Source organism: Streptomyces dioscori (assembly GCF_003024195.1).
Lineage (GTDB): Bacteria > Actinomycetota > Actinomycetes > Streptomycetales > Streptomycetaceae > Streptomyces > Streptomyces dioscori.
Genome location: NZ_KZ679045.1, coordinates 436408 through 463380 on the forward strand (window position 1 = coordinate 436408; position 26973 = coordinate 463380).

18 protein-coding genes, 3 tRNA genes and 1 pseudogene are annotated in these 26973 nt (G+C 70.5%); 12 read left to right on the plus strand and 10 right to left on the minus strand.

Annotated elements, in window-relative coordinates:
• Window positions 1–46: 46 nt before the first annotated feature.
• The 3 genes from C6Y14_RS22525 (at window position 47) to C6Y14_RS22535 (ending at window position 4065) form a co-directional block, all read left to right on the plus strand.
• The gene (locus tag C6Y14_RS22525) at window positions 47–1084 is read left to right on the plus strand and encodes a rod shape-determining protein (protein WP_107018569.1); all 1038 of its coding nucleotides are present in this window, start codon (window positions 47–49) and stop codon (window positions 1082–1084) included.
• A 57-nt stretch (window positions 1085–1141) separates the two neighbouring features.
• Window positions 1142–2797 carry a GAF domain-containing sensor histidine kinase gene (locus tag C6Y14_RS22530; protein ID WP_107018570.1) on the plus strand — a complete coding sequence of 552 codons (1656 nt, stop codon included), beginning with the start codon at window positions 1142–1144 and terminating at the stop codon, window positions 2795–2797.
• A gap of 233 nt (window positions 2798–3030) precedes the next feature.
• Complete coding sequence (locus tag C6Y14_RS22535) at window positions 3031–4065, plus strand: WD40 repeat domain-containing protein (RefSeq protein WP_107018571.1); 1035 nt, start codon at window positions 3031–3033, stop codon at window positions 4063–4065.
• 169 nt (window positions 4066–4234) lie between these two features.
• Here the strand turns inward: C6Y14_RS22535 and C6Y14_RS22545 are convergent, their stop codons facing one another.
• On the minus strand, window positions 4235–4648 hold the full coding sequence (locus C6Y14_RS22545; protein ID WP_225891209.1) for a DUF6086 family protein: 414 nt from the start codon (window positions 4646–4648) through the stop codon (window positions 4235–4237).
• Window positions 4649–4923: 275 nt separating this feature from the next.
• Here C6Y14_RS22545 and C6Y14_RS22550 point away from each other — a divergent pair, with 275 nt between their 5' ends.
• Both C6Y14_RS22550 and C6Y14_RS44175 read left to right on the plus strand, forming a co-directional pair.
• Window positions 4924–8208, plus strand: a complete 3285-nt coding sequence (locus tag C6Y14_RS22550) for an RHS repeat-associated core domain-containing protein (RefSeq protein WP_225891210.1) — start codon at window positions 4924–4926, stop codon at window positions 8206–8208.
• A 32-nt stretch (window positions 8209–8240) separates the two neighbouring features.
• The gene (locus C6Y14_RS44175) at window positions 8241–8387 is read left to right on the plus strand and encodes an LPXTG cell wall anchor domain-containing protein (RefSeq protein ID WP_159074300.1); all 147 of its coding nucleotides are present in this window, start codon (window positions 8241–8243) and stop codon (window positions 8385–8387) included.
• A 566-nt stretch (window positions 8388–8953) separates the two neighbouring features.
• Here C6Y14_RS44175 and C6Y14_RS22560 read toward each other — a convergent pair.
• The 3 genes from C6Y14_RS22560 to C6Y14_RS22570 form a co-directional block, all read right to left on the minus strand.
• Window positions 8954–9030: transfer RNA gene (locus C6Y14_RS22560), tRNA-Ile, on the minus strand.
• 177 nt (window positions 9031–9207) lie between these two features.
• Window positions 9208–9280: transfer RNA gene (locus C6Y14_RS22565), tRNA-Asn, on the minus strand.
• A 6-nt stretch (window positions 9281–9286) separates the two neighbouring features.
• Window positions 9287–9359, minus strand: a tRNA-Asn gene (locus C6Y14_RS22570).
• Between the two features lie 164 nt (window positions 9360–9523).
• Between C6Y14_RS22570 and C6Y14_RS22575 the strand changes: the two genes are divergently transcribed.
• The 4 genes from C6Y14_RS22575 (at window position 9524) to C6Y14_RS22590 (ending at window position 15263) form a co-directional block, all read left to right on the plus strand.
• On the plus strand, window positions 9524–9832 hold the full coding sequence (locus C6Y14_RS22575) for a hypothetical protein (RefSeq protein ID WP_107018576.1): 309 nt from the start codon (window positions 9524–9526) through the stop codon (window positions 9830–9832).
• Window positions 9833–9984: 152 nt separating this feature from the next.
• Entirely contained in the window at window positions 9985–11439 is a 1455-nt protein-coding gene (locus C6Y14_RS22580) for an FGGY family carbohydrate kinase (protein ID WP_107018577.1), read from the plus strand.
• Window positions 11440–11601: 162 nt separating this feature from the next.
• Window positions 11602–13335 carry an ABC transporter ATP-binding protein gene (locus C6Y14_RS22585; protein ID WP_107018578.1) on the plus strand — a complete coding sequence of 578 codons (1734 nt, stop codon included), beginning with the start codon at window positions 11602–11604 and terminating at the stop codon, window positions 13333–13335.
• Window positions 13335–15263 (plus strand): ABC transporter ATP-binding protein, encoded by a 1929-nt coding sequence (locus C6Y14_RS22590; protein WP_107018579.1) that lies wholly within the window; start codon window positions 13335–13337, stop codon window positions 15261–15263. Before C6Y14_RS22585 ends, C6Y14_RS22590 begins: the two co-directional genes overlap by 1 nt.
• 209 nt (window positions 15264–15472) lie before the next feature.
• Here C6Y14_RS22590 and C6Y14_RS22595 read toward each other — a convergent pair whose 3' ends face one another.
• The 5 genes from C6Y14_RS22595 to C6Y14_RS22615 form a co-directional block, all read right to left on the minus strand.
• Window positions 15473–16768: an RNA polymerase sigma factor gene (locus C6Y14_RS22595; protein ID WP_107018580.1), complete on the minus strand. Its 1296-nt coding sequence runs from the start codon at window positions 16766–16768 to the stop codon at window positions 15473–15475.
• Window positions 16769–16960: 192 nt separating this feature from the next.
• Window positions 16961–18880, minus strand: a complete 1920-nt coding sequence (gene dnaG, locus C6Y14_RS22600) for a DNA primase (protein ID WP_107018581.1) — start codon at window positions 18878–18880, stop codon at window positions 16961–16963.
• 56 nt (window positions 18881–18936) lie between these two features.
• Window positions 18937–20202, minus strand: a complete 1266-nt coding sequence (locus tag C6Y14_RS22605) for an NAD(P)/FAD-dependent oxidoreductase (RefSeq protein ID WP_107018582.1) — start codon at window positions 20200–20202, stop codon at window positions 18937–18939.
• Window positions 20203–20317: 115 nt separating this feature from the next.
• On the minus strand, window positions 20318–21688 hold the full coding sequence (locus C6Y14_RS22610; RefSeq protein ID WP_107018583.1) for a deoxyguanosinetriphosphate triphosphohydrolase: 1371 nt from the start codon (window positions 21686–21688) through the stop codon (window positions 20318–20320).
• Window positions 21689–21955: 267 nt separating this feature from the next.
• Window positions 21956–22732, minus strand: coding sequence for a sirohydrochlorin chelatase (locus C6Y14_RS22615; RefSeq protein WP_107018584.1), 777 nt, complete (start codon window positions 22730–22732; stop codon window positions 21956–21958).
• 207 nt (window positions 22733–22939) lie between these two features.
• Here C6Y14_RS22615 and C6Y14_RS22620 point away from each other — a divergent pair, with 207 nt between their 5' ends.
• From C6Y14_RS22620 to C6Y14_RS22630, 3 genes are all read left to right on the plus strand, one after another.
• Window positions 22940–23668, plus strand: coding sequence for a SanA/YdcF family protein (locus C6Y14_RS22620; RefSeq protein WP_107018585.1), 729 nt, complete (start codon window positions 22940–22942; stop codon window positions 23666–23668).
• A 153-nt stretch (window positions 23669–23821) separates the two neighbouring features.
• Entirely contained in the window at window positions 23822–24121 is a 300-nt protein-coding gene (locus C6Y14_RS22625) for a hypothetical protein (RefSeq protein ID WP_159074301.1), read from the plus strand.
• A 339-nt stretch (window positions 24122–24460) separates the two neighbouring features.
• Complete coding sequence (locus C6Y14_RS22630; RefSeq protein ID WP_107018587.1) at window positions 24461–26590, plus strand: molybdopterin oxidoreductase family protein; 2130 nt, start codon at window positions 24461–24463, stop codon at window positions 26588–26590.
• 89 nt (window positions 26591–26679) lie between these two features.
• Here C6Y14_RS22630 and C6Y14_RS22635 read toward each other — a convergent pair.
• Window positions 26680–26973, minus strand: a pseudogene (locus C6Y14_RS22635) (IS5/IS1182 family transposase); the annotation flags it as partial.

Sequence of the window (26973 nt, forward strand, 5' to 3'; positions counted from 1 at the left end):
GCCGTCCGGTGGAGTCCCACGGTCTGTGCTCTCGGGAGGACCTGCCATGACCGCCAGCCTGGAGCAGTTGCGCCGCTGCCATTTCGCCGTCGACCTCGGAGCGGCGAGAACGCGTGTCTACGTGAAGGGCGCCGGGCTGATCGTCGACCAGCCCAGCGTCGCCGCGGTGAACACCAGGACCGGCGCCCTGATCGCGGTCGGCGAGTTCGCCGAGAAGATGACGGGCCGTACCCCCCACTACATCCGCGTCGTACGCCCCGTCTCCGGCGGCACGGTCGTCGACATCGAGATGGCCCAGCGCATGCTGCGCCAGCTCCTCGGCGACAAGGTCCGCCGCACCCTGCGCCGCAAGCCCCGGCTGCGGGCCGCCGCCTGCACCCCGCACGACTCCGACCCGCTGGCCCAGCGGGCGACCATGGAGACACTCGTCGGTCTCGGCGCGCGCCGCGTCGAACTGGTCGACACGCTCATCGCCGCAGGTGTCGGCTGCGGGCTGCCCGTGGAACGCCCCGAGGCCACCATGATCATGGTGTGCGGGGCCGCCGCCACCCAGGTCGCCGTACTGTCGCTGGGCTCGATCGTCACCGCCGAACGCATCCCCGTGGGCGGCGAGGCCATCGACCACGCGATCGTCCAGCACCTGCGCCACCACCACGAGTTGATGCTCCCCTCGCAGTCCGTACGCCCCCTGCAGCTCGCCCTCTCCGGGAACGGGCTCACCTCACAGGGGCCGACGTCCACCGAGATCCACGGCCGGGACGTGGCCACCGGCCTCGCCCGTTCCGTTCAGGTCGACACGGCCGCCGTGCGCGACGCCATCCAGACCCCGCTGACCGCCGTGCTCGACGGCATCGGCAAGGTGCTGCGCGTGTGCCCGCCGGACCTGGTGGCCGACCTAGTGGACCGCGGGATCATGATGGTCGGCGGCAGCGCGCTGCTGCCCGGCCTCGACCAGATGCTGCGGCAGGCGACGGGCATGCCGGTGCACATCGCCGAACGGCCCGACGTGTGCGCGGTCCTCGGCCTGGGCGCGATGCTGGAGGGCCGGATCGAGCCCCTGGTCCTCGACCCGACGGCCGGCTGAAAAGCCGCACGCGCCCACAAGCCCATACCCCCCCGAGCCGCCACCACAGCGACACCCATGACGGAATCCACGCCCACGAACCCCCCGAACCCCACGACTCCCCCGAACCCCCCGAGCCCCGCGAGCCCCGCGGAGCCCTCTTCCCCGGAGCCCCCCTCTCAAGGGCTCCCCCTCCTCCCCCTCCCCCGTCTCCTCGAAGCCGTCCTCGGCGTCGGCAGCGATCTCGAACTGCGCGCCACGCTCCAGCGCATCGTGGAGAACGCGGCGGCGCTGACCGGCGCCCGGTACGCGGCGCTTGGCGTGCTCGCGCCCGGCGACAACGGCCTGGCGGAGTTCTGCACGGCCGGACTGCCGGAGGCCGAACGGGCCCGCATCGGGCATCCGCCCAGCGGACGCCGGGGCCTGCTCGGCGCACTCGTCCACGAGGCCGCGCCGCTGCGGCTCACCGACCTGACCACCGACCCGCGCGCGTGCGGCATCCCGCCCGGACACCCGGAGATGCGCAGCTTCCTCGGCGTACCCCTGCTCGTACAGGACGAGGTGTACGGCAACCTCTACCTCACCGAGAAGCGCGGCGGCCCCTTCACCGCCGAGGACGAGCAGCTGGTACGGCTGCTGGCCGCTCAGGCGGGCATCGCGATCGGCAACGCCCGCCTGTACGAGACGGCCCGTCAGCGGGAACGCTGGATCGAAGGGGCGGCGGCCGTGACGACGGCGCTGCTCACCGGCGAGACGGCGGCCGACGCGCTGATGACGGTCGCCGAGCGCGCCCGCGTCCTCGCCGACGCGTCGGCCGGGGTGATCCTCCAGCCCACGGACGAGGGCGGCATGGAGATCGTCACGGCGTCGGCACCGGCCGGCCGGGACGGCCTGATCGGCACGACCATCGCGCCGGGCAGCGCGGTCCTGGAGCAACTCCTCGGCGGCGAGCCGGTGTTCCTGGAGGACTCGGCGACCGACGTACGTATGACGACCCCCGTTCGGGTCCGGTTCGGGCCGAGCATGATGCTGCCGCTCCAGGCCGGGGGCCGGCTCATCGGCACCCTCGCCCTCCCGCGCCGGCGCGGTGATCCCCCGTACAGCCCGGCGGAGAAACTGCTGGCCACGCAGTTCGCCTCGCAGGCCGCGCTGGCGCTGGTGCTGGCGGACGCGCGGCAGCGCCGGGAGCGGCTGGCGGTCTTCGAGGACCGCGACCGGATCGCCCGCGACCTGCACGACCTGGTCGTCCAGCGGCTCTTCGCCACCGGCATGATGCTGGAGTCGACGCAGCGCCGCGCGGCCGCGGAGGAGCGGGAGGCGGAGGTCCACGCGACGATCGGCCGGGCCCTCGACGAACTCAGGTCCACCGTCCAGGAGGTCCGTACGGCGATCTTCGCCCTCCAGCAGCCGCCCGCGGACGCCCCGACCAGCTTCCGGGGCAAGGTGCTCCGCGAGACGGCGGGCGCCGCGGCGGCTCTCGGCGTCCAGCCGTCGGTCCAGTTCACGGGGCCGGTCGACACCCGCGTCCCGGACACGGTGGCCGGCCATCTCCTCACGGCCCTGCGTGACGCCCTCGCGAAAGCGTCACGCCGCGCCGGCACGACCCGCATCGCGGTCACGATCGACGCAACGGCAAGCCTCCCGGACGGCCGCCCAGCGGTACACCTGACGGTCACGGACAACGGCACCCCGGCCGAGGAGGAAAGCACAACGACATGGCAGGCCCCTCTCTGACCGTCGACCACGTTGACCACGCGTGGCCGGACGGGTCTCGGAGTGCGCACTCCACGGCAGGCCCGGCAGACTTCCGCAGACGCAGTCGCGGACAGCCCCTATCTGCGTTCGCAGCGCAGGTCGTCAGGGGCCGTCGTACCGACGTACCGCTCCCACTCGGCCGGTGACAGATCCCGCCCGGCCGTTCGACAAGCCTCCTCGATCCAGGCCTCCGGCGTGGTGTCCCACTACTGATGGTCGGCCTCGCCTCCGATCTCTCCGTCGAACAGCCCCTCGCCCGACACTCCAACTCGGTCGCGGACATCGCGATGAACGCCGACGGTTCAGTGGTCCTGTCCACCAGCGACGTGGGCGACGCAGTCCAGTCGTCGCTGACGCAGGAGGCAAAGCTGGCCGACGTTCCAGCGGGTATCCGGTCGAGGGAAGCGCAGACCGACCTTCCCTACACATCGCTGACCGCAAGCTCCGACGGCCGTTGGCTGCTTGTCCGGCAATTCGGAGGATTCCGGATCATCGACAAGCGCAGCAGGGCCGGTTCGCTGAACAGCGGCCCGTCGACGGTGTCGGCGGTGTGGGCGGACGGACGGCGCGTCCTGTCCACTTCTTCCAGCCTTCCGGAGACGGCGGTCAATGGCCGCTACTTCGCCGTCGCCACCCCGAGCGGCACCGATACCGACGGGCCGGAGAGCGACATGACCGTCACCGTGTGGCGCTGCGACGGCTCGCGGGCCCCGAAGGTTCTGTGGCGCACGCGGACGAACGGCGGTCTGAGCAGGCTCGCCGTGAGCGACGACGGTGAGTATCTGGTCCTGGGAGACTCCGAGGACAAAGGCGAGATCGTCCGCCGATCCACACCCGACCGTCACCAGCCACTGGCGGGCGGCAACACGGTGAGCGGCATGAGCGAGTACGTCGTCGCCCGCGAACAGGGGCTCGTCGTGCAGCACACGGACAGCGTCAGGCAAGGCGCGGACGAAACCGACAGCCATAATCAGCTACTCCTCTGGGACCTCGCCACGGGACGACTGATCGGCTCGTGGAAGGAGCCGATAGCCAGTGTTCTACGAGGTCAACTGACCGATCTTGCCTTGGTGGAGGCGGGCAGACGGGTCGCGACCATCCGCCCGGACGGGAACCTCGGCCTGTGGAACATCTCGCCCGCCGACTGGCGCAAAGACCTGTGCCGCCTCGCGGGCGGGGAACCGACCGACGCGCAGAGGGCTCTCTACCTGGACGGGGTCGACGTACCCGCTCCCTGCCCAGCGTGAGGGGTGAGCCGGCCCCGCCGGGCCGTCCGCCCGCCCGTCCATCCGGTCCATGTGCGGGCCGACAGGGCGTGCGCCTCCCGCATGAACCGTGCTTGTCCGCGCCGCCGCGGGATCAGATGCACCATCCCGGCTTTGACCCCGCCCTCGCCCTCCGGGGGGCAGATGAAGCTCAGGGCCCCATGTGCCGGACGAGACCCCGTGACTTCTCCCGCAGCGCGGCCGTCCACTTCTGCGCATGGGGGTCCGAAGCCGTCTTGAGGTAATCGCTCTCGGCGCGCTCGGCCGCCTGCCAGTCCACCTCGATGTTCGCTGCCTCGGCCAAGGCCAGCACCGTGGCAACGAACCCCTCGGACAGTGTGGCCATGACGGCGTGTCTGGTTCCGCTGTGCCAGGCGAGCAGGGCGTCGACGAACGCCGCGAAGGCGATGGGGTCGATCTGGCACTCATCAGCCTCCATGGGTCCGATGCCGGACGGCAGGCTCACTTCGGCTTGATAGACGGTGATCTGGTTCATGAACAGACGGGACGCCCCGTTGGACGGGTTCCACAGGGTTCGGTCGCCCAGGTCGTAGTACTGGCTCACGTCAGCCTCTCGCTGCTGGTCACAGGCGGCCGACATTACGGTCAGTCAGCCCTCCCCCCAAGTGAACTCGTGTCTGAGACCGAGTCACCTTCTGGCCGGTCTTCGGTGCATGGAAAATTCGTTCGGGGGAACGGCCGCCCGTTCGGTGCCTTTGTGATGAATGCTGCGTGCACCCAGTGACCGAAGGGGTCACTGGGCCTACTTTTCCCTGGGGGGGGGAAATGTCGCATTCACGTGCGCACAGTCATGCCCATTTCCGGGCGAGACACAGTCTCGTGGCGGCCTTGGCGGCGCTGTCGCTCGCCGCGGGCGCCGTGCCGGCCCTGGCGGCACCGGCCGCTGAGCCGACAAGTCCCGACCCGGTCTCCGTATGGGGCAAAGAGGCCGGCAAGGCGACCATGCCGGCGGTGAAGGTCGGCGAGACGAAGCCGGCCGAGCCGGTGGCCGAGGCGCCCCTGTCGCCGGAGCGAGAGGCCTGGCGCAAGGCGCAGAAGGAGCGCGCGACCTCGCCCACCGGCAAGGGCGCACGCTCCGGCGCGGCAGGCGACACCGCTCGGGCCGCTGCCGCGGCCTATGTGCCCGAAGGGCAGGGCGATGTGTCCTGGCATCAGATCACGGACTTCCGTGTCACCGACTCCCTGGTGGCGCGCATCGACTACTCCACCGGCAACCTGATGCTGGCCGCCACCGACTTCGACGTCGCCGGGGCCGGGCAGAAGCTGCAGCTCGCCCGCACCTACAACTCGCTGGACACCCCCTGGGGCAAGGTCTCCCAGCGCTGGTGGCAGACGTACGAGCGGTACGCGCAGATCAACGCCGACGACATCGTGCTCTACGACTCCACCGGGGCGTCCTGGACGTTCACCGACAACGCCGACGGAACGTACAAGACCCCCGCGGGTCTGTCGAAGGACCTGCGGAAGAACGCGGACGGCACCCTCACCCTGACCGACCGCAAGTCGGGGTCGAAGGACACCTACAACGCGAACGGCACACTGACCAGGGTCACGGACAAGAACAAGGGCGTCATCACCGTCGACCAGCACGACGAGGGCACCGAGCACAAGGGCTTCAAGCTCACCGAGACCCGCTCCGGCCGCTCCGTCGACCTGCTGAAGACGGATGCCTCGCAGTGGCAGGCCAAGGACCACACCGGCCGCACCGCGGTCTTCGACCTCAACCCCGCCGGCGATCTCAGCAGGACGACGGACACCGAGGGCAAGGCCACCGACTTCGAGTACGACTCCTCCCGCCGCCTCACCAAGATCACCACCCCCGAAAAACGCGTCACCGTCTTCACCTACGACGCCGCCAACCGCGTCACCAGCATGCTGCGCGCCACCGCCTTCGACGGCTCCGGCCACACCGGCCCCACCTACCGCTACACCTACAGCGCCTCCGACCCGAAGGCCGCGGGGATCACGACGGTCACCGATCCCGAATCCCACGCGACGAAGTACACGCACAAGGCCGACGGCACGGTCGAGAACGTCGTGGACCCGCTGAACCACAAGCGGTCCAAGACCTACGACGCCAACAAGAACGTCGCCACGGCCGAGGACGCGATGGGCGTCGGCGGATCCGGCGGCAACGTCACGGCGTACGGGTGGGACGCCCGTAACAACGCCACCTCCGTGACCCTGCCCACCGGCGGCAACGCGACGGCCGGCTACCGGACCGTCGCGGGCGCCGACCTGCCCGACAGCTCCAAGAGCATGGACGGCGAGGAGAGCAAGTACACCTACGACGCGGCCGGCAACACCAAGTCGGTCGCGGTCCAGGGCACCGGCGGCGGCACCCGGTCCTTCGACTACAACCCCGCCACCCCAACCTGCGGCGGCTTCGAGGGCCAGACCTGCAAGGCCGTCACCAAGATGACCGCCGCGAAATCGGTCACCACCGCCTTCGCCTACGACACCAAGGGCAACCTCACCAAGGTCACCCCGCCCGCGCCGCTGAACGCGAACCCGATCGTCCACACCTATGACGCGCTCGGCCGCACCGAGACGACGACCGACGGCCGCGGCATCAAGAGCGTCTACACCTACGACCACCGAGACCGCGTCAAGCAGGTCTCCACCACCAACACGACCGTCACCTACACCTACGACGGTGACGGCAACCTCAAGCAGCGCACCGACGACATCGGCACCATCAAGTACGACTTCGACCCGCTGTCCCGCGAGACGGTCCGCACCCTGCAGGACGGCTCCCAGACCGTGCTGGCGTACACGGCGGCCGGCAACGTCGACACCTACACCGACCCGCAGGGCACCGTCGACTACACCTGGGACGAGGCCAACCGCCTCAAGTCCCTCAAGGACCCCCAGGGCCGCTCGACCACCTACAAGCACAACGAGAACGACGTGCGCACCGAGACCGCCTACCCCGGCGGCACCGTCCAGACGGTCAAGCCCGACAAGTCCGGGCGCCCCGAAAGCGTCAGGACCACCTCGTCCAAGGGCACCCTGGTCAGCCTCGCCTACACGTACGCGTACACCGACGACGCCGGCAAGACCGCGGACGGGGCGAAGATCCGCACCTCCACCGACGCAGTGTCCGGGATGAAGACCACCTACGAGTACGACAAGGCCGGCCGCTTCTCCTACGCGGAGGAGAAGAAGGGCGCCACCCTCAACTCCTCCTGGCAGTACTGCTACGACCTCGCCGGCAACCTCACCTCCCAGGGCGTCGACAAGGGCTGCCCCCGCGGCACCCTCTACACCTACAACGACGCCCAACAGCTCACCTCCAAGAACGGCTCCACGACGAACTGGTCCTACGACCAGGCCGGCAACGAGACCGCCGGCGCCTCCACCCCCGAGGGCACGCGTACGTCCGAGACGTGGTCGGACTTCTCCCAGCTGACCTCCGTCACCGTCGCCGGCAAGACCTACCCCGGTGAGTACGGCTCCACCGACTCCAGCGAACGCCACCGCCTGGGCGACACCTACTTCCACCCCGGCCCCCTCGGTCTGGCCGCGGAAACAACCGCCGGCGCGGACACGGGATTCGTTCGCGAAGCCGAGGGCACGCTCAACTCCATGACCCGTGACGGCAAGGCGTACTACTACCTCACCGACGCCCTCGGCTCCGTCGTCGGCCTCGCCGACGAGTCCGGCACGAAGGTGAACACGTACTCGTACAGCCCCCGCGGCGTCACCCGCGCCGAATCCACCGAAAAAGCCGGAGTCTCCCAGCCCTACCGGTTCGCCGGCGGTCACCAGGACCCCACCGGCATGTACCACCTCGGCGCCCGCCACTACGACCCCGACATCGGCCGCTTCACCCAACAAGACCCCTCCGGCCAGGAAAAGAACCCCTACCTCTACGCCGAAGGCGACCCCGTCAACCGCATCGACCCCAATGGGCTGTTCAGTGTGGGTGCGTTTCTCGGAGGCGTCGGGTCTGCCCTCGTGGCTGTGGGCTCTGGTATCGCCACTGTGGCCGCCGCTCCGGCGTGCGTGACCGTAGTCGGATGTGCCCCAGCGATCGTTGCCGGGGGAACTACGATCGGCGCCGTAGGGGCCTCGTACGAGTTCTTCAGCGCGGCCTTCTGATGAGCCCTGAACGCAGGAAACAGTTCGCTGCGGTGGTAGTGCTGCTGGCAGTCGTCGCCATCGGCTTCGGAATCGCCAAGGCGACCGGAGAACGGGCGAGCATCGTACTGATCGTGGTGGGTGCGGTGGCGGCAGCACTCGGCGGCATCGTTCTTCTGCTGGGACGGCGCCGCACGTAGGCCGCGGCAGCATCGCTGTCCGCCGGAGCAGGAAAGCAGCGCGGATACCCTCACCGTCCCGCCCTGGTCCGCTGCCCTGTCTGAGAGCTGCGGACCGGGGCGAGGCCGCGTCCCGCGTTCCGGAATGGCTCTGGTCACCCGGCGGAGCGGGTACCGCGGGTACACGGGAGGAAGCAGGACGGTGTGCGCAGCCTCACAGTCGACGCTCGGACGAACGCGCTGTGGGCGGCGAGTCCCTGCGCCCCGACCGGACAAGTCGTCGGGTGAACCGGCTCGTCGAGCTCTCCGGCCTCCTGCCGATCCGCCTGCTCGCGCCTCGGCCCCGGAAGCAAGATCCGGAGCAGGGCGGGCGCTCGAAGCCCCGGGGGGTCGCGCAAGGCCCCGGCAAGTGGCCTCGACGCCGGCAAGGATGGCCCGGATGAGGGAATGCGCGTCGCCGCTTGACCTCTGGCCTCGATGCGGCCTCAGGATCATGAGTCCATGATCAACCGGGCCGCCAAGATCCCCCAACTTGCCCGACCTGTCAGCGAAGTTGCTGGTCAGATCGATTCTTCCCGCGTAGCGCGTGGTGGGGCGGGTGGGACTCGAACCCACGGCCGGCGGATTATGAGTCCGCTGCTCTAACCGGCTGAGCTACCGCCCCATTACGGCGCGTCGCGCACATGTGTGCGCGCCGTCTGCCGCAGCATAGCCGCTCATACGATCTCCTGCTTCGGATGGTCGACTTCGCCTGCCCTCTAGGACCTCACCTGGGGCGCAGCGGTTCCCACGGCCATGAAAAAGGACCCCGATGGGGTCCATGGGGTCCTCGTTCGCACTGCTCTCCCGACTGGACTCGAACCAGTAACCTGCCGGTTAACAGCCGGCTGCTCTGCCAATTGAGCTACGGAAGATCGAAGCTCCCCCGACTGGACTCGAACCAGTAACCTGCCGGTTAACAGCCGGCTGCTCTGCCAATTGAGCTACAGGGGATTGCCTCGTCTGCATCGAACGTAGCTCCCTGGGTATTCGCCAGAGGGCGTGCGCTCGCTGCGACACATACATTAGCGCAAGCAGGGGGGTGCTTCGCCAATCGGTAACCCGCCTGCGACCGACGCCGTCGCAAAGGACCGACTCACAAGAGGAAGGGTGGCCCCATGCGCTACCGGCTCACGTTCGTCGTCGGACTGGCTCTGGGATACGTGCTCGGCACACGCGCCGGGCGCGAGCGCTACGAGCAACTGAGGAAGACCGCCCGGCAGGTCTCGCAGAACCCGGCGGTGCGCAACACCGCCGAATCGGCGGCCCTGCAGGGCCGTCAGTTCGCCGGGAAGGCGTTCCACGTGGTGAGCGAGAAGGTCGGTGACCGGGTCCCCGACTCGGTCTCCGAGCGGGTCCGCTCGCTGCGCGAACGCAACGCGAACGGCACCCGCACAGAGGACGACTGGGGCACGAGCAACACCTAGCGCCAGTCCTTCGGAGCAGGTCCAGCCGTCCCACCTGAAGGGGCGCGGGGAACTGCGCGACCAGCCCCGACGGCGCCGCAGACGAAGGACAACGGGCACCCCAACGACGCCCACGGCCCAAGCCAGCGCAGCGATACGGCAGAATTTCCGCCATGGGGATAGTCGCCGGGCTGGACAGTTCGCCCGATTTCACACGCATCGTCGTCTGCGACGCGGACAGCGGAGCCGTACTCCGGCAGGGGTATGCCCCGCATCCGTTGGACGGCGCGGCGGAGGGCTCCCGGCCCTCGGACGTCGACCCGCAGGCCTGGCTGCTCTCCCTGGGCGAGGCCGCGGGCGGCGGCCTCCTGGAGGGCGTCCAGGCCATCGGCGTGTCCGCTCAGCAGAACGGGCTCGTCCCGGTGGACAGCCAGGGCAACACCATCCGTCCCGCGATGGTCGGCGGGGACAAGCGCGCCCAGGTCGCCGCCGCCGATCTCGTCGACGCGCTCGGCGGGCGGGAGGCCTGGGCTCAGGCCGTGGGGTCGGTGCCCCAGGCCGCCCAGCCCGTGACGAAGCTGCGCTGGCTGGCGAGGACCGAGCCCGAGGCGGCCGCGCGGACCGCGATGCTGCTCCAGGCGCACGACTGGCTGGTGTGGCAGCTGCTCGGCAGGCCCGCCCGCCGGACCACCGACCGGGGCGGCGCCTCCAGCACCGGCTACTGGTCGGCGGCGACCGGCGCGTACCGGCCCGATCTGGTGGAGCTGGCGCTCGGCCACCAGGCGATGCTGCCCGATGTGCTCGGGCCGTGGGAGGCCGCGGGGACGACGCCCGAGGGGCTGCTGATCTCGGCGGGCACGGGCGAGACGATGGCGGCGGCCTTCGGGCTCGGCATCGGCCTCGGGGACGCGGTGGTCTCGCTCGGCGCCTCCGGCTCCGTGATGGCCGTCCACCACGAGGCGCTGGTCGACTCCTCCGGGATGATCACCTCGCTCGCGGACGCGACCGGCATGCATCTGCCGGTCGTCACGACGCTCAATGCCGTACGGGCCCTGCGCGGGGCCGCCGAGATGCTGGGCGTATCCGATCTGGAGGCCCTCTCCGACCTGGCGATGAAGTCGACCCCGGGCTCCCACGGGCTGGTCATGCTGCCGTATCTGGAGGGTGAGCGGACGCCCAATCTGCCGCACACGGCGGGGACGCTGGCCGGGCTGCGGCGCGAGTCGATGAAGCCCGAGCATCTGGCGCGGGCCGCCTTCGAGGGCATGCTGTGCGGGCTGGCCGACGCGCTCGACGTGCTGCGCAAGCGGGGCGTGGAGGTACGGCGGATCTTCCTGCTGGGCCAGGCCGCGGAGCTGGGTGCGGTGCAGGCGTGCGCGCCCGCGCTGCTCGGTACGCAGATCGTGGTGCCGCAGCCCGCGGACTACGCGGCGATCGGCGCGGCCCGGCAGGCCGCCTGGGCGCTCGGTGTCCAGCAGGGCACCATCCAGGCGGGTCTGCCGCCCGTCTGGCAGGGTGCCGCCGCGCAGGTCCTGGAGCCGGGCGAGGAGCTGGCGGTGGGGCAGGCGGTGCGCCAGCAGTACGTGTCGGTGCGCAACCAGACGCACCCGGGAGCCTTCCGGTCCTGAAGGGCCGGTCCTCAAGGTCGGGCGGCCTACGACTTCGGACCGACACCCGCTCCGCTCTTGGCCCTCTCTTGGGTTAATCAGTTGAGGTAACACGGGTGGAGTGTTCGACGATGGGGGCCAAGGGCAACCAACCGCCCCGCCGCCGACTCCGAGAGACCCAGCGTGCTCATAAGACTTCTGCGTACCTATCTCACGCCGTACAAGAAACCCATCGGCCTGCTCGTCCTTCTGCAGTTCCTGCAGACCTGCGCCACGCTCTTCCTGCCGACCCTGAACGCCGACATCATCGACAACGGTGTCGTGAAGGGCGACACGGGTTACATCCTGTCCTTCGGCGCCCTGATGATCGGCATCTCGCTGGCCCAGGTCGTCTGCAACATCGGCGCCGTCTACTACGGCGCCCGTACGGCCTCCGCGGTCGGCCGGGACCTGCGGGCCGCCGTCTTCGACCGGGTGCAGTCCTTCTCCGCGCGTGAGCTGGGCCATTTCGGGGCCCCCTCCCTGATCACCCGTACGACGAACGACGTCCAGCAGGTGCAGATGCTGGCCCTGATGACGTTCACGCTGCTGGTGTCGGCGCCGATCATGTGTGTGGGCGGCATCGTGCTGGCACTCGGCCTGGACGTCCCCCTGTCCGGCGTACTTCTGGCCGTCGTACCGGTGCTCGGCATCGCGGTCGGTCTCATCGTGCGCCGGCTGCGGCCGCTGTTCCGCACGATGCAGGTACGCCTCGACACGGTGAACCGGGTGCTGCGCGAGCAGATCACCGGCAACCGCGTCATCCGTGCCTTCGTGCGCGACACGTACGAGGAGGAGCGTTTCCGCAAGGCGAACACCGACCTCACCGAGGTGTCGCTGGGGACCGGGCGGATGCTGGCGCTGATGTTCCCGATCGTCATGACGGTGGTGAACGTCTCGTCGATCGCGGTGGTGTGGTTCGGTGCCCACCGGATCGACAGCGGCGGGATGCAGATCGGCGCGCTGACCGCGTTCCTCGCCTATCTGATGCAGATCGTGATGTCCGTGATGATGGCCACCTTCATGTTCATGATGGTGCCGCGCGCGGAGGTGTGCGCCGAGCGCATCCAGGAGGTCCTGGAGACCTCCAGCAGTGTCGTCCCGCCGAAGGCTCCGGTCCTGGAGCTGCGCCGGCACGGTCATCTGGAGCTGCGCGGGGCCGGGTTCCGGTATCCGGGCGCCGAGGAGCCCGTGCTGAAGGGCGTCGACCTGGTGGCGCTGCCCGGCGAGACGACCGCGGTGATCGGTTCGACGGGCAGCGGCAAGTCGACCCTGCTCGGGCTCGTCCCCCGGCTGTTCGACGCGACCGACGGGGAGGTGCTGGTGGACGGCGTCGACGTCCGCACGGTCGAGCCGCGGCTGCTGGCTCGCACGGTGAGCCTCGTACCGCAGAAGCCGTACCTGTTCGCGGGGACGGTGGCCACCAACCTGCGGTACGGGAATCCGGACGCGACGGACGAGGAGCTGTGGCACGCGCTGGAGGTGGCGCAGGCCAAGGGGTTCGTGGAAGGGCTTGAGAACGGCCTCGACGCCACGATCGCGCAGGGCGGCACGAACGTGTCCGGCGGTCAGCGGCAGCGGCTCGCCATCGCCCGGACCCTCGTACAGCGTCCCGAGATCTATCTCTTCGACGACTCGTTCTCCGCGCTCGACTACGCGACGGACGCGGCGCTGCGTGCCGCGCTCGCGCGGGAGACCGCCGAGGCGACCGTCGTGATCGTCGCCCAGCGGGTGTCGACCATCCGCGACGCCGACCGGATCGTGGTCCTCGACGAGGGCCGGGTCGTCGGGACCGGCCGCCACCACGAGCTGATGGCGGACAACGAGACCTATCGGGAGATCGTGCTCTCGCAGCTGACGGAAGCGGAGGCAGCCTGATGGCCGGGCCCATGGGGCGCATGATGGCCGGGTCGGGACCCGACCATCACTCGATGGATTTCAAGGGATCCGGCAAACGGCTGCTGGCACAGTTCAAACCGCAGCGCGCCACGCTGTACGTGATGCTCGCGGCCGTGGTCTGCAGTGTGGGCCTGTCGGTCCTCGGGCCGAAGATCCTGGGGCGGGCCACCGACCTGGTCTTCGCCGGGGTCGTCGGACGGGAGCTGCCCGCCGGGCAGTCGAAGGCCGAGGTCCTCGCGGCGATGCGGGAACGCGGCGACGGCGGGATGGCCGACATGCTCTCGGGCACGGACTTCACGCCGGGCCAGGGCATCGACTTCGACGCGGTCGGCGAGGTCCTCGGCATCGCGCTGGTGGCGTTCCTGCTGGCCGGTCTGCTGATGGCGATGGCGACGCGGCTGGTGAACCGGGCCGTCAACCTGACGATGTACAAGATGCGCGAGGACGTGCAGACCAAGCTGTCGCGGCTGCCGCTCTCCTACTTCGACAAGCGCCAGCGCGGTGAGGTCCTCAGCCGCGCCACGAACGACATCGACAACATAGGACAGACCCTCCAGCAGTCGATGGGCCAGCTCGTGAACTCGCTGCTGACCATCGTCGGCGTGCTGATCATGATGTTCTACGTGTCGTGGCTGCTCGCGCTCGTCGCGCTGGTCACCGTGCCGCTGTCGTTCGTCGTGGCGACCCGGGTGGGCAAGCGGTCGCAGCCGCACTTCGTGCAGCAGTGGCGCACCACCGGCAAACTCAACGCGCACATCGAGGAGATGTACACCGGGCACACCCTGGTGAAGGTCTTCGGACGGCAGGACGAGTCGGCGGCGCAGTTCGCCGAGGAGAACGACAAGCTGTACGAGGCCGGGTTCCGGGCGCAGTTCAACAGCGGGGTCATGCAGCCGCTGATGATGTTCGTGTCGAACCTGAACTATGTGCTGGTGGCGGTGGTCGGCGGGCTGCGCGTCGCGTCCGGCTCGCTGTCCATCGGTGACGTGCAGGCCTTCATCCAGTACTCCCGGCAGTTCTCCATGCCGCTCACCCAGGTCGCCTCCATGGCGAACCTCGTGCAGTCCGGGGTCGCCTCCGCGGAGCGGATCTTCGAGCTGCTGGACGCGGAGGAGCAGGAGGCCGACCCGGTGACGGGGGCGCGGCCGGAGGAACTGCGGGGCCGGGTGGCCCTCGAAGGGGTCTCCTTCCGGTACGACCCGGACAAGCCGCTCATCGAGGACCTGTCCCTGTCGGTGGAGCCGGGCCACACGGTCGCGATCGTAGGGCCCACGGGCGCCGGCAAGACGACCCTGGTGAACCTGCTGATGCGCTTCTACGAGACCACCGGCGGCCGGATCACCCTCGACGGCGTCGACATCGCCACGATGTCCCGCGACGAACTGCGGGCCGGTATCGGGATGGTGCTGCAGGACACCTGGCTGTTCGGCGGCACGATCGCGGACAACATCGCGTACGGGGCCTCGCGCGAGGTCACCCGCGGTGAGGTCGAGGAGGCGGCCCGGGCGGCCCACGCGGACCGGTTCGTGCGGACGCTGCCCGACGGGTACGACACCGTCATCGACGACGAGGGGTCCGGGGTCAGCGCCGGTGAGAAGCAGCTCATCACGATCGCTCGGGCGTTCCTGTCCGATCCGGTGATCCTCGTTCTCGACGAGGCGACGAGTTCCGTGGACACGCGGACCGAGGTGCTCATCCAGAAGGCGATGGCGAAGCTGGCGCACGGGCGTACGTCGTTCGTGATCGCTCACCGGCTGTCGACGATTCGCGATGCCGACACGATTCTCGTCATGGAGGACGGGGCGATCGTGGAGCAGGGGGCTCACGCGGATCTGCTGGCGGCGGGGGGTGCGTACGCGCGCCTGTACAAGGCGCAGTTCGCGCAGGCGGCGGTGGAGGTGGACTGAGGGTCTTTTTGCGCCCCCGCCGCCCCTACCCGTCCCGTCACTGACTCAGGGGCTCCGCCCCCGAACCCCCGGTCCTCAAACGCCGGACGGGCTGAAAATCAGCCCGTCCGGCGTTTGAGGACGAGCGCGCAGCGCGACAGGGGGGCGAGGGGGCGCAGCCCCCATACGTGGTCGGGAATGGGAAGGGGCGGCGGGGGCGAGGAAAAGCCCTAGTCCAAGTAGCCCCGCAGCTGGTCCGCGAACGCGTGGTCGCGGAGTTTGTTGAGGGTTTTGGACTCGATCTGGCGAATCCGTTCGCGGGTGACGCCGAAGATCCGCCCGATCTCCTCCAGCGTGCGAGGCCGGCCATCCGCCAGCCCGTAACGGAGTTGGACCACCTTCCGCTCACGCTCCCCGAGCGTGGACAGCACCGCCTCCAGATGCTCCCGCAGCAGCAGGAACGCCGCCGACTCGACGGGACTCGTCGCGTCGCCGTCCTCGATGAGGTCGCCGAGAGCGACATCGTCCTCCTCCCCCACCGGGGCGTGGAGGGACACCGGCTCCTGCGCCAGCCGCAGCACCTCGCTGACCCGCTCACTGGGCAGGTCGAGATGCGCCGCGACCTCCTCGGGGGTCGGCTCGTACCCCCGTTCCTGGAGCATCCGCCGCTGTACCCGCACGACGCGGTTGATGAGTTCGACCACGTGCACGGGGACCCGGATCGTGCGGGCCTGGTCGGCGAGGGCCCGGGACATGGCCTGGCGGATCCACCAGGTCGCGTACGTCGAGAACTTGTACCCGCGGGCGTAGTCGAACTTCTCGACCGCCCTGATGAGCCCCAGGTTGCCTTCCTGGACCAGGTCGAGCATGGTCAGCCCGCGTCCCACGTACCTCTTGGCGACGGAGACGACGAGCCGCAGGTTCGCCTCGATCAGGCGGCGTTTGGCCATCCGGCCCATGACCACCAGTTTGTCGAGGTCCAGGGCGAGCTGGCTGTCGAGGTCGGAGGCCAGCCGGAGTTTCTCCTCGGCGAAGAGGCCCGCTTCGACCCGGCGGGCGAGTTCGACCTCCTCGACCGCGGTGAGGAGCGGGATCCGGCCGATCTCCCGCAGGTACTGGCGGAACAGGTCGGAGGACGGCCCGCCGGTGTCCGCACGTCCGCGCGGTACTTCCACCGGTTCCGGTGTCTCGGTCTCGCTCTCCACGAGGACGGCGGCGGGCGGCTCCGGCGTACTCTCCGGCTCCGGTGCGCTCTCGGGGTGACGGGCGGCACGGTTCTGCGGTGGTACGGCCGCGAGGACATCGGCGTCCGTGTCCTTGTGCGCGGGCTGCGTGCTGTTGTCGGTCAGGGTCTGGGTCTGCACGGGGGCGACCTCCAGGAATGTCGCTGCTGAGGCGTGCGGCAGCGGTACGTCGGGGATGGGGTCGACGGCCTTGCCGCTGTCCATCCCGAAGTCATTGAGCGGAACCGCGGGGACTTCGGACCCGTCGCGTTCGGGTCGGCCGCGCTCCGAGGACTCAGGCACCGGAACCCAGTGTGGAGTACGACACATCCTCGCCACGAGGGGCGTGCGGTGACTTTTTGAGTCCTGTCCGTGACTGCCCGGTTACCCTCACGGAAAGAAGGTGTGCTCCTGTGCACCCTGATCTGGGACGTTCTCCGAGGTGTCCGGTTCCCCCTGGTCCCTGATCCCGGCCCGGGGGCCGCGCCGGCCCGCCTAGAGCGCGGCCGGGCCCTTCTCGCGCAGGGCCTGGTCGTACTGCTGGAGCACCCACAGCTCGTTCTGTACGGCGGTCAGCTGGGCCGGGTCGCCCTGTGCGCTGGCGCGCGCGAGTGCGCCCTGGACGTCGCGGACCCGGCGCTCGACCGCGCGCCGGCGGACGGTGACCAACTGCTCGCCGGCGTAGGCCTCGTCGACGGTCTTGCGCATGATGGCCTCGACGGCCAGCTCCGTGACCATGGCGCGAACCACGTCGTCCCGGGCGGCCTCGCGGACCTGTACGAGGTATTCCTGCGGGTCCTTCACGCCGTGCTCCGCGCCGCCCGCCTCCATGATCGTCTCGCGGACGGCCGCGTACGGCGGGGCGGTGAACTCGTCCACGCCGTACGCGTCGAAGGCCGGGGAGACCAGGTCGGGGCGCTGCAGGGCCAGCTTCAGCAGTTCGCGCTCGGTGGCGAACACCGGGTTGCGCAGGGTCAGGGCCGGGCCCGAAGGAGGCTTGGGAGCGCTGTTCTCGTACTGCTGCGGCCCGCGGCCGTTGCTCGCGCCCGTGCCCGTCGGCGCGGGGCCCTTGCCGCCGCGGTCGCGGGCCCAGCGGGCCATCTGGGCGACCCGCTTGACGACGAACTGCGTGTCGAGGATGCCGAGCATGCCGGCGAGCTGGACGGCGACCTCGTGCTGGGCGCCGCTGTTCTTGATACGGGCCACCACGGGCGCGGACTCGTCGAGCGCGGCGGCGCGGCCCGCCGGGGTCTCCAGGTCGTAGCGGGCGATGATCTGGCGCAGGGCGAACTCGAAGAGCGGGGTGCGCGGTTCGACGAGGTCGGCGACGGCCGCGTCACCCTTGGCGAGGCGCAGGTCGCAGGGGTCCATGCCGTCGGGGGCGATCGCGATGTACGTCTCGGCGGCGAACTTCTGGTCGTCCTCGAAGGCGCGCAGGGCGGCCTTCTGGCCGGCCGAGTCGCCGTCGAAGGTGAAGATGACCCGTGCCGAGCCGTTGTCCATCAGGAGCCGGCGCAGGATCTTGATGTGGTCGTTGCCGAAGGCCGTGCCGCAGGTCGCGATGGCGGTGGTGATGCCGGCGAGGTGGCAGGCCATGACGTCGGTGTAGCCCTCGACGACGACGGCCCGGCTGCTCTTGGCGATGTCCTTCTTGGCGAGGTCGATGCCGTACAGGACCTGGGACTTGCGGTAGATCGGCGTGTCGGGCGTGTTCAGGTACTTCGGGCCGTTGTCCGACTCGTAGAGCTTGCGGGCGCCGAAGCCGACGACCTCGCCGCCGATGTCGCGGATCGGCCACATCAGCCGGCCGCGGAAGCGGTCGATGGGGCCGCGGCGGCCCTCCTGGGCGAGGCCGGACAGGACCAGTTCCTTGTCGGTGAAGCCCTTGCCGCGCAGGAAGCGGACGAGGTGGTCCCAGCCCTGCGGGCTGTAGCCGACACCGAAGTGCGTGGCGGCCGACTGGTCGAAGCCACGCTCGGCGAGGAACGTGCGGCCGGTGTCGGCCTCGGAGCTGGTGTCGAGCTGCTCGATGTAGAACTTGGCGGCGGCCTGGTGGGCCTCGACCAGGCGGATCCGCTCGCCACGCTGGTGGGAGGGGTTGTACCCGCCCTCTTCGTAACGAAGGGTGATGCCCGCCTGGCCCGCGAGGCGCTCGACCGCCTCCGAGAAGGTGAGGTGGTCGACCTTCATCACGAACGTGATGGTGTCGCCGCCCTCCTGGCAGCCGAAGCAGTGGAAGAGCCCCTTGCTCGGGCTGACCTGGAAGGAGGGCGACTTCTCGTCGTGGAACGGGCACAGTCCCTTGAGGTTCCCGCCGCCCGCGTTGCGCAGTTGGAGGTACTCGGACACCACGGCGTCGATCGGGACCCCGTCCCGAACCGCCTTCACGTCCTCGTCGTTGATCCTGCCGGCCACGCGCCGAGTCTACGGGGACGGTGTGACAGTGGAGTCCCCCCGAGCCTCTCCGCCGGTCACGGGACCAGGCTGTCCAGCGGAACGTGCGGGTCGGCGAGCGCCTCGGTGTCCACCCGTGCCCCCGTGCGGATCAGCTGCTGGATGGGTTCTGTGACGTCCCACACATTGACGTTCATCCCGGCGAGCACCCGCCCCTCCTTCACCCAGAAGGCGATGAACTCGCGCTTGCTCGCGTCTCCCCGGATCACCACCTGGTCGTACGTCCCCGGGGGCGCCCAGCCCGAGTACTCAAGCCCCACGTCGTACTGGTCGGAGAAGAAGTAGGGCACCCTGTCGTACGTCGTTCCGCGGCCCAGCATCGCCCGGGCCGCCGCCGGGCCGCCGTTCAGCGCGTTCGCCCAGTGCTCGACGCGCAGTCGCGTGCCGAACAGGGGGTGGGGGAAGGCGGCCACGTCACCGGCCGCGTAGATGTCGGGGTCGGAGGTGCGCAGCCGCTCGTCGACCGCGATGCCGCCGCCGTGCGCCCGGTCGGCGAGCTCCAGGCCCGCCGCCTCGGCAAGGCCTGTGCGGGGTGCCGCGCCGATCGCCGCGAGGACGTCGTGCGCGGGGTGTTCCTCGCCGTCGTCGGTGCGGGCGGCCAGGACCAGGCCGTCGTGGCCGGTGATCTCGGTGAGGCGGGCGCCGAAGTGGAAGCGGACACCGTGCTCGCGGTGCAGTTCGGCGAAGATCTCGCCCAGCTCGGGGCCGAGCACTCCGTGCAGCGCGGTCTGCTCGGGCTCCACGACGGTGACCTCGGCCCCGTACTCACGGGCCGCCGCGGCGATCTCCAGGCCGATCCAGCCGGCGCCCGCGATGACCAGGTGGCCGTTGTCGCGGCCGAGGGCGGACAGGACCTGCTTGAGGCGCTCGGAGTGGGCGAGGCGCCGCAGGTGGTGGACCCCGACGAGGTCCGTGCCCGGGATGTCGAGCCGGCGCGGTTCGGCGCCGGTCACCAGCAGCAGCTTGTCGTAGTGGACGAGGGTGCCGTCGTCGCCGAAGCGGACGGTCTTCGCGCTCCGGTCGATCGCGTCGACGGTCTGGCCGAGGTGCAGCTCGACGTCGTTCTGCGCGTACCAGGCGGGTTCGTGGACGAAGACGCTGTCGCGCTCCTCCTTGCCGAGCAGGTATCCCTTGGACAGCGGCGGCCGTTCGTACGGGTGGTCCCGTTCGTCACAGATCAGTATCACCCGGCCGTTGAAGCCCTCCGCCCGAAGGGTTTCGGCCGCCTTGGCGCCGGCCAGGCCTCCTCCGACGATGACGAATGTCTGATCTGCGTCGACCACTTGATGCCTCCTCGTTACGGTGTCGCCACCTGCGAGCGTCCCGCACGCAGCGTGATGGGGGAAGAGGGAGCGGCCCCTTCAGGCCACGCAGGGTCACGTACGCCCCCTCCGGACGTCACACCTGCACCCTGAGCCTCGCATGCAGTGATCGTGCGGCGGCGTCCGTGAGCGAGGCGATCTGGTCGACGATCACCCGCTTGCGGGCGCGGTCGTCGGACGCCCCGTCGAACAAGGCTCGAAACTGCGGGTCGAGGCCTTCCGGCGCCCGCGTGGTGAGCGCCTCGGCCAGCTCGGCGACGACGATCCGCTGGTCGGCGCGGAGCAGCTCCTGCTCGGCGCGCTGCATCACGTAGCGGTCGGCGACCGCCTTGAGGACCGCGCACTCCAGGCGTGCGGAGCGCGGGACGACCAGTTCGGCGGCGTACCGCGTGAGCCTGCCCGTGCCGTGTCTCGCGCGCGTGGCGCTCTCCGCGGCGAGGCAGAACCGGCCGATGAGCTGGCTGGTGGCGTCCTTCAGCCGGGCCTGCGCGACGGCCGAGCCGTCGTAGCCGTGCGGCCACCACTCCTGGGCGAGGATCCGGTCGAGGGCCTCGGCCAGCTCGGCGGGGTCGGTGTCCGCCTCCACGTACCGCCCGATCGCGACCCGGAAGATCTCCTGCCGCTCGGGCTCCGCGTGCAGGCACTCGGGGTCGATGTGACCCGCGTGCAGGCCGTCCTCGACGTCGTGCACCGAATACGCCACGTCGTCGGCCCAGTCCATGACCTGGGCCTCGAAGGTGGCGCGGGTGCCGGGGGCGCCCTCGCGGATCCAGTCGAAGACGGGCCGGTCGTCCTCGTAGACCCCGAACTTCGGGGATTTCGGGTCGGTGGGGTGGGCGCCGCGCGGCCAGGGGTACTTCGTGGCGGCGTCGAGGGTGGCGCGGGTGAGGTTGAGGCCGACGCTGACCAGGCCGTCACCGTCCGCGAGGGCCGCCGCCGGGACGGCCGCGCCGCGCACGAAGCGCTTGGGCTCGATACGGGTGAGGAGTCTGAGCGACTGGGCGTTGCCCTCGAAGCCGCCGCAGTCCTCGGCGAACTCGTTCAGCGCCTGTTCTCCGTTGTGGCCGAACGGGGGGTGGCCCAGGTCGTGGGAGAGGCAGGCCGCCTCGACGAGGTCGGGGTCGCAGCCGAGGGCGGCGCCCAGCTCGCGGCCGACCTGCGCGCACTCCAGGGAGTGGGTCAGGCGGGTGCGGGGGCTCGCGTCCCAGACCTGACTGCGGGTGCCGGGGGTGACCACCTGGGTCTTGCCCGCGAGGCGGCGGAGGGCCGAGCTGTGCAGGACTCGGGCGCGGTCGCGTTGGAAGGCGGTGCGGCCTGGGCGTTTGTCCGGCTCGGTGGCCCAGCGGGCCACTGACGTGGGGTCGTAGGCCGGGGGGTTGGTCTTTGGCTCGGGTGCCTGTGCCTGTGCCTGTGGGGGGCGGGGGGTTTCGGTGCTCGTGCCTTCCATGTCTTGACAGTAAGCGGAGGGGCTGACAATTGGGGTGTGGGATTGCGTCTGCGCGTCTGCCGGGTGCTGGTTGTGGGCGGGTGCGGGTTCGTTGTGGCTGGTCGCGCCGTTCCCCGCGCCCCTAAAAGACTGCGCCGTTCCCCGCGCCCCTGAAGGCAAAGGATTGCGCCGTTCCCCGCGCCCCCAAAACCAAAGACTGCGCCGGTCCTCGCGCCCCTGAAAGACGAAAAGACTGCGCCGTTCCCCGCGCCCCTGGTGGGGTGTCCCCTAGGCCGTTGCGGCCAGGGTGTGGGTCAGGGTCTCGTCGTAGCGGTGCAGGGCCAGGCGGGCCATGGACGGGTGGGCGCCCAGGGGGGCCGATGCCAGGCCGGGGGCCGCTGTCGTGCACTCCGTGGCGAAGCGGCCCGGGGCCGTGAAGTAGGAGGCCAGGGCGATGTGGGGGCGGCCCCGGGCGGTGAGGGCGCGTACGGCTTCCGTGACCGTGGGGGTGGCGGCGGAGGCGTACGCGGGGACGACGGGGACGCCGAGGCGGGTCGCGAGCAGCCTCGCGGTGTGGCGGGTGTCGACGGCCGCGTCGGGGTCGCGCGAGCCCGCAGCGGCGAGCACGACCGCGCCCGTCCGGCGTCCGGCGGCGTCCGGCGTGCGCCAGCCGGCCTCGACCAGACGCTCGTACAGCGTCTCGACGAGCAGCGGGTGCGGGCCCAGCGGCCCGGCGATCCGGACGCGCGCCGGCGACGCGGCGGCGGCCTCCGGGATGTCGTGCTTGACGTGGTGGCCGCGGCTCAGCAGCAGCGGTACGAGGACCGCCTCGCCGGTGCCGAGGGCGGCGAGCGTGTCGGGCAGCAGGGGTTCGTTCAGCTCGATGTGCCCGAGGTGCACGGGCAGGCCGGGGCGCAGTTCGCGGATCCGCTCCATGAGGGTCCGTACGGTGCTCAGGGCGCGCGGGTCGCGGCTGCCGTGGCCCACCAGGACGAGCGCGGGCGGGGCAGGACGCCGGGTGCCGCGCCGACTGCTGCTGTTCCGGTTCATGAGGTGCGCCGTCATACGTCAAGGGTGCCGTAACGAGGTTGCCGAGCCGTTGCGCCGTGGTCACGGGGCTTTTCCGGGGCTTCACGGTGGGGTGCGGAGCCGTGTGAGATGCCCTGCCTCGGGCCATGCCATGACGCGGAGTGGCGCCGAGTGAACCGGGTGGCCCCGGCATGCGTCTCCTGGGGCGAGGCCGCCCGAGGCCACCCGGGGAGGGACCGTCCCATGCGTCGTCCGAGACGTCCGCGCCTGCCGCGACTGCCGGAGTTCCTGCGACCGCAGCTGCCGCGTACCCGTACCGGGCAGCGCCGCGCCGTGCAGGCCGTGATGGCCGGGTGCGTGCTGGCGCTGCTCCCGTCGGCGTGGATGTTCACGGTCACGGGCGACCGGCTGCGGACCGCGGCGGACGTGCCGCGCACCGAGGTCGCGGTCGTCTTCGGGGCCGGTCTGTGGCAGGGCGAGCCGTCCCCGTATCTCGCGCACCGGCTGGACGCGGCGGCGCAGCTGTACCGGTCGGGCCGTATCCAGGTGGTCCTGGTCACCGGCGACAACAGCCGCGAGGACTACGACGAGCCGGACGCCATGCGCGCGTATCTCACCGAGCGGGGTGTACCCGACGGGCGGATCGTCAGCGACTACGCCGGCTTCGACACGTGGGACTCCTGTGTACGGGCCAAGAAGATCTTCGGCGTGGACGAGGCCGTACTGATCAGCCAGGGCTTCCACATCCGGCGCGCGGTCGCGCTGTGCCAGGAGGCGGGCGTCGCGTCGTACGGGGTCGGGGTCGACGCCGTGCACGACACGACCTGGTACTACGGAGGGGCCCGTGAGGTGATGGCGGCCGGGAAGGCGCTCATGGACGCGGTCTTCGAGCCCGATCCCACCTTCCTGGGTCCCCAAGAGCCGGGCGTGGAGAGGGCGTTGGCGTCCGCCAAACAGTCTGCCGGGCAGTAGGGACGAGATGGATGTCACGCCGTCGGCGGGGTTTGGCGGCGGTCGCTCACCCTGCCGCGTGAAAGCGGTTCCGAAGCGTTCTGTAGTCAACTGACTACGGATAGTGTCTATTTCAGCAGCCCGGACCTTCAACCGGGCTTGAGGGAAGGACACATGATGACTGGACTTCGTACTGCTTTCGTCGCCGCCATGGCGGCCGCGCTGCTGTCGGTGCCGGGTGCCGTGGTGAGTGCCTCGGCGGACACCGACGGGGCGCTGAGGGAGCCCGGGTGCGCCAAGCTCGTCGGCTCCGGCTGGGGATGGGCCGACATCCACAACGCGTGCGGCCACACGATCTCCGCCACGGTCGAAGTCGACGGGTGGGACCCCAGCTGTATCCAGATCGGACCCGGCGGGACCGGACGCATCGGCCTGGACCCGGGCGACGAGCCGTACTACGCGTACGAGTGCTGAGCGGGGGCGCGTGAGCGGGTCGTACGAGCGGACCGTGTGAGCGGGTCGCGGGTGCGTGGCCGCGCACACGTGGCTGAGTGATCGCGGTCTTCGGGCGGGCGGCGGGGTGGGAGCACTGGCGGGTACTCCCACCCCGCCGCCCGCCCTCCCCGGTCGTCCTCTCCGCCCGCCGTCCCCAGTCGTCCTCTCCGCCCGCCGTCCCCGGTCGTCCTCTCCGCTCGCCGCCCCTCCTCGTCCGGGCGCCCTCACGGCCGGCCGGAGCGGGCGGGGAGGTCCCCGTGCCTGCCGCGTAACGGGGTGCGTCGTGCCGTGTAACACGTCCGACGCACGCTGGACGGTATGCAGACCTCCGTGACGCCCACCCACTGCCCGTACTGCGCGCTGCAGTGCGGCATGAACCTGACGCCCGTGCCGGACGGCGACGGCGGCAGCGTGGTCGAGGTGACGGAACGCACCGACTTCCCGGTGAACCAGGGCGCCCTCTGCGGCAAGGGCCGCACCGCGCCCGCGCTGCTCTCGTCCCGGGTGCGGCTGACCACCCCGCTGGTCCGCACGGACGGCGAGCTGCGCCCGGCCGGCTGGGACGAGGCGCTCGACCGGATCGCCGAAGGGCTGTCCCGCACGCGTACGGAGCATGGCCCGGACGCGTGCGGGATCTTCGGCGGGGGCGGGCTGACCAACGAGAAGGCGTACACGCTCGGCAAGTTCGCCCGCGTCGCGCTCGGCACCTCGCAGATCGACTACAACGGCCGTTTCTGCATGTCGTCCGCGGCGGCCGGCGGCATCAAGGCCTTCGGCCTGGACCGGGGGCTGCCCTTCCCGCTGGAGGACATCCCTCGGACGGGATGTGTGATCCTCGTCGGCTCGAATCTCGCCGAGACCATGCCGCCCGCGCTGCGCTACCTCACGGAGTTGAAGGAGAACGGCGGCACGTTGATCGTGATCGATCCGCGCCGCACACGTACGGCCGAGCAGGCGGATCTGCATCTGGCGCCACGGCCCGGTACGGATCTCGCGTTGGCGCTGGGGCTGTTGCACCTGGTGGTGGCTCAGGGGCGTACGGACGAGGCGTACATCCAGGAGCGTACGAGCGGGTGGGAGGAGGCGCGGGCCGCGGCGATGGCGCACTGGCCGGAGTACGTGGAACGGATCACGGGGGTGTCCGTTCCCCAACTCCGCGAGACCGTGCGGATGTTCTGCGAGCCGGAGTCCGCGATGGTGCTCACCGCGCGCGGGCCCGAGCAGCAGTCCAAGGGCACGGACACGGTCGGCGCGTGGATCAACCTGTGCCTGGCGACCGGGCGTGCGGGGCGACCGTACTCCGGGTACGGCTGTCTCACCGGGCAGGGCAACGGACAGGGCGGGCGTGAACACGGCCAGAAGGCCGACCAGTTGCCCGGCTACCGCAAGCTCGACGACCCCGCCGCACGGCAGCATGTGGCCGAGGTCTGGGGCGTCGACCCCGACTCGCTGCCGGGTCCCGGACGCAGCGCGTACGAGCTGCTCGACGCCATGGGTACGGACATCCGCTCGCTGCTGGTCATGGCCTCGAACCCGGTCGTCTCCGCACCCCGGGCCGCCCACATCGAGGAACGGCTGCGGTCGCTGGACTTCCTGGCCGTCGCCGACGTGGTGCTGTCGGAGACCGCGGAACTGGCCGATGTCGTGCTCCCCGTCACACAGTGGGCCGAGGAGACGGGCACGACGACCAACCTGGAGGGCCGGGTCCTGCTGCGCCGGCAGGCGATCACGCCGCCCGACGGCATCCGCAGCGATCTGTACGTGATGCGGGAACTGGCCGCCCGCCTGGGCGTGGAGAAGGGCTTCCCCACGGACCCGGAAGAGGTCTTCGAGGAGCTGCGGCGGGCCAGTGCGGGTGGGGCCGCCGACTACTCGGGCATCACGTATCGGCGGCTGGTGGAGGAGGGTGGGGTGTTCTGGCCCTGCCCGGCGGAGGACGGGGACGGGGACGGGGGCCGGGACGGGGTTCACCCCGGTACGCCCCGGTTGTTCCTCGACCGGTTCGCCACGCCGGACGGGCGGGCGCGGTTCGTCGTCGTGAGCCATCGGCCGCTGGCGGAGGAGCCCGACGAGGAGTACCCGGTGCTGCTGACCACCGGCCGGGTGGTCTCCCAGTACCAGTCGGGTGCGCAGACGCGCCGCGTCGACGAGCTCAACGCCGCCGCGCCCGGACCCTTCGTGGAGCTGCACCCCCGGCTGGCCGAGCGGCTCGGGGCCGTGGAGGGGGAGCCACTGGCCGTGGTGTCGCGGCGGGGGCGGGCGGTGGCGCCGGCGCGGATCACGACCGCGATTCGGGCCGACACGGTGTTCATGCCGTTTCACTGGCCGGGGGAAGGGCGGGCCAACACGTTGACCAATCCGGCGCTTGATCCGGTGTCTCGGATGCCGGAGTTCAAGGGGTGTGCGGTTCGGGTGGAGCGGGTGGGGAGTGTTGAACGGGCGGGTTGAGGTCGGGGGGATCCTGCGAGTCCGCTGTGGCTGGTCGCGCCGTTCCCCGCGCCCCTGACGGACGAAAGACTGCGCCGTTCCCCGCGCCCCTAGGTCGTTTCTGATGGCTCTTGGATGGTGTCTCGGAGCCAGATGACGATCGCGGTGACGGTGAGGGTGCCGTTGAAGATGTAGTCGCGTTTGTCGTAGCGGCTGGCCACCGAGCGGAACTGTTTCCATTTGCTGACGCAGCGCTCGACTTCGCTGCGCCGCCGGTACTGGGCCTTGTCGAAGGCGGGTGGACGGCCACCGGCTCGGCCCCGGCGCTGGCGGTTGGCCCGTTGGTCGTCCGGCTCGGCGATGGTCGCCTTGATGCCCCGCCGTCGCAGGTAGGCGCGGTTTCG

Bases quoted from the DNA above. Each gene is read 5' to 3' on its own strand.
- C6Y14_RS22525 (WP_107018569.1), top strand. From the start codon at position 47: ATGACCGCCAGCCTGGAGCAGTTGCGCCGCTGCCATTTCGCCGTCGAC.
- C6Y14_RS22530 (WP_107018570.1), top strand. From the start codon at position 1,142: ATGACGGAATCCACGCCCACGAACCCCCCGAACCCCACGACTCCCCCG.
- C6Y14_RS22535 (WP_107018571.1), top strand. From the start codon at position 3,031: ATGGTCGGCCTCGCCTCCGATCTCTCCGTCGAACAGCCCCTCGCCCGA.
- C6Y14_RS22575 (WP_107018576.1), top strand. From the start codon at position 9,524: ATGCGCTACCGGCTCACGTTCGTCGTCGGACTGGCTCTGGGATACGTG.
- C6Y14_RS22580 (WP_107018577.1), top strand. From the start codon at position 9,985: ATGGGGATAGTCGCCGGGCTGGACAGTTCGCCCGATTTCACACGCATC.
- C6Y14_RS22590 (WP_107018579.1), top strand. From the start codon at position 13,335: ATGGCCGGGCCCATGGGGCGCATGATGGCCGGGTCGGGACCCGACCAT.
- C6Y14_RS22610 (WP_107018583.1), bottom strand. From the start codon at position 21,688: ATGGAAGGCACGAGCACCGAAACCCCCCGCCCCCCACAGGCACAGGCA.
- C6Y14_RS22615 (WP_107018584.1), bottom strand. From the start codon at position 22,732: ATGACGGCGCACCTCATGAACCGGAACAGCAGCAGTCGGCGCGGCACC.
- C6Y14_RS22620 (WP_107018585.1), top strand. From the start codon at position 22,940: ATGCGTCGTCCGAGACGTCCGCGCCTGCCGCGACTGCCGGAGTTCCTG.
- C6Y14_RS22625 (WP_159074301.1), top strand. From the start codon at position 23,822: ATGATGACTGGACTTCGTACTGCTTTCGTCGCCGCCATGGCGGCCGCG.
- C6Y14_RS22630 (WP_107018587.1), top strand. From the start codon at position 24,461: ATGCAGACCTCCGTGACGCCCACCCACTGCCCGTACTGCGCGCTGCAG.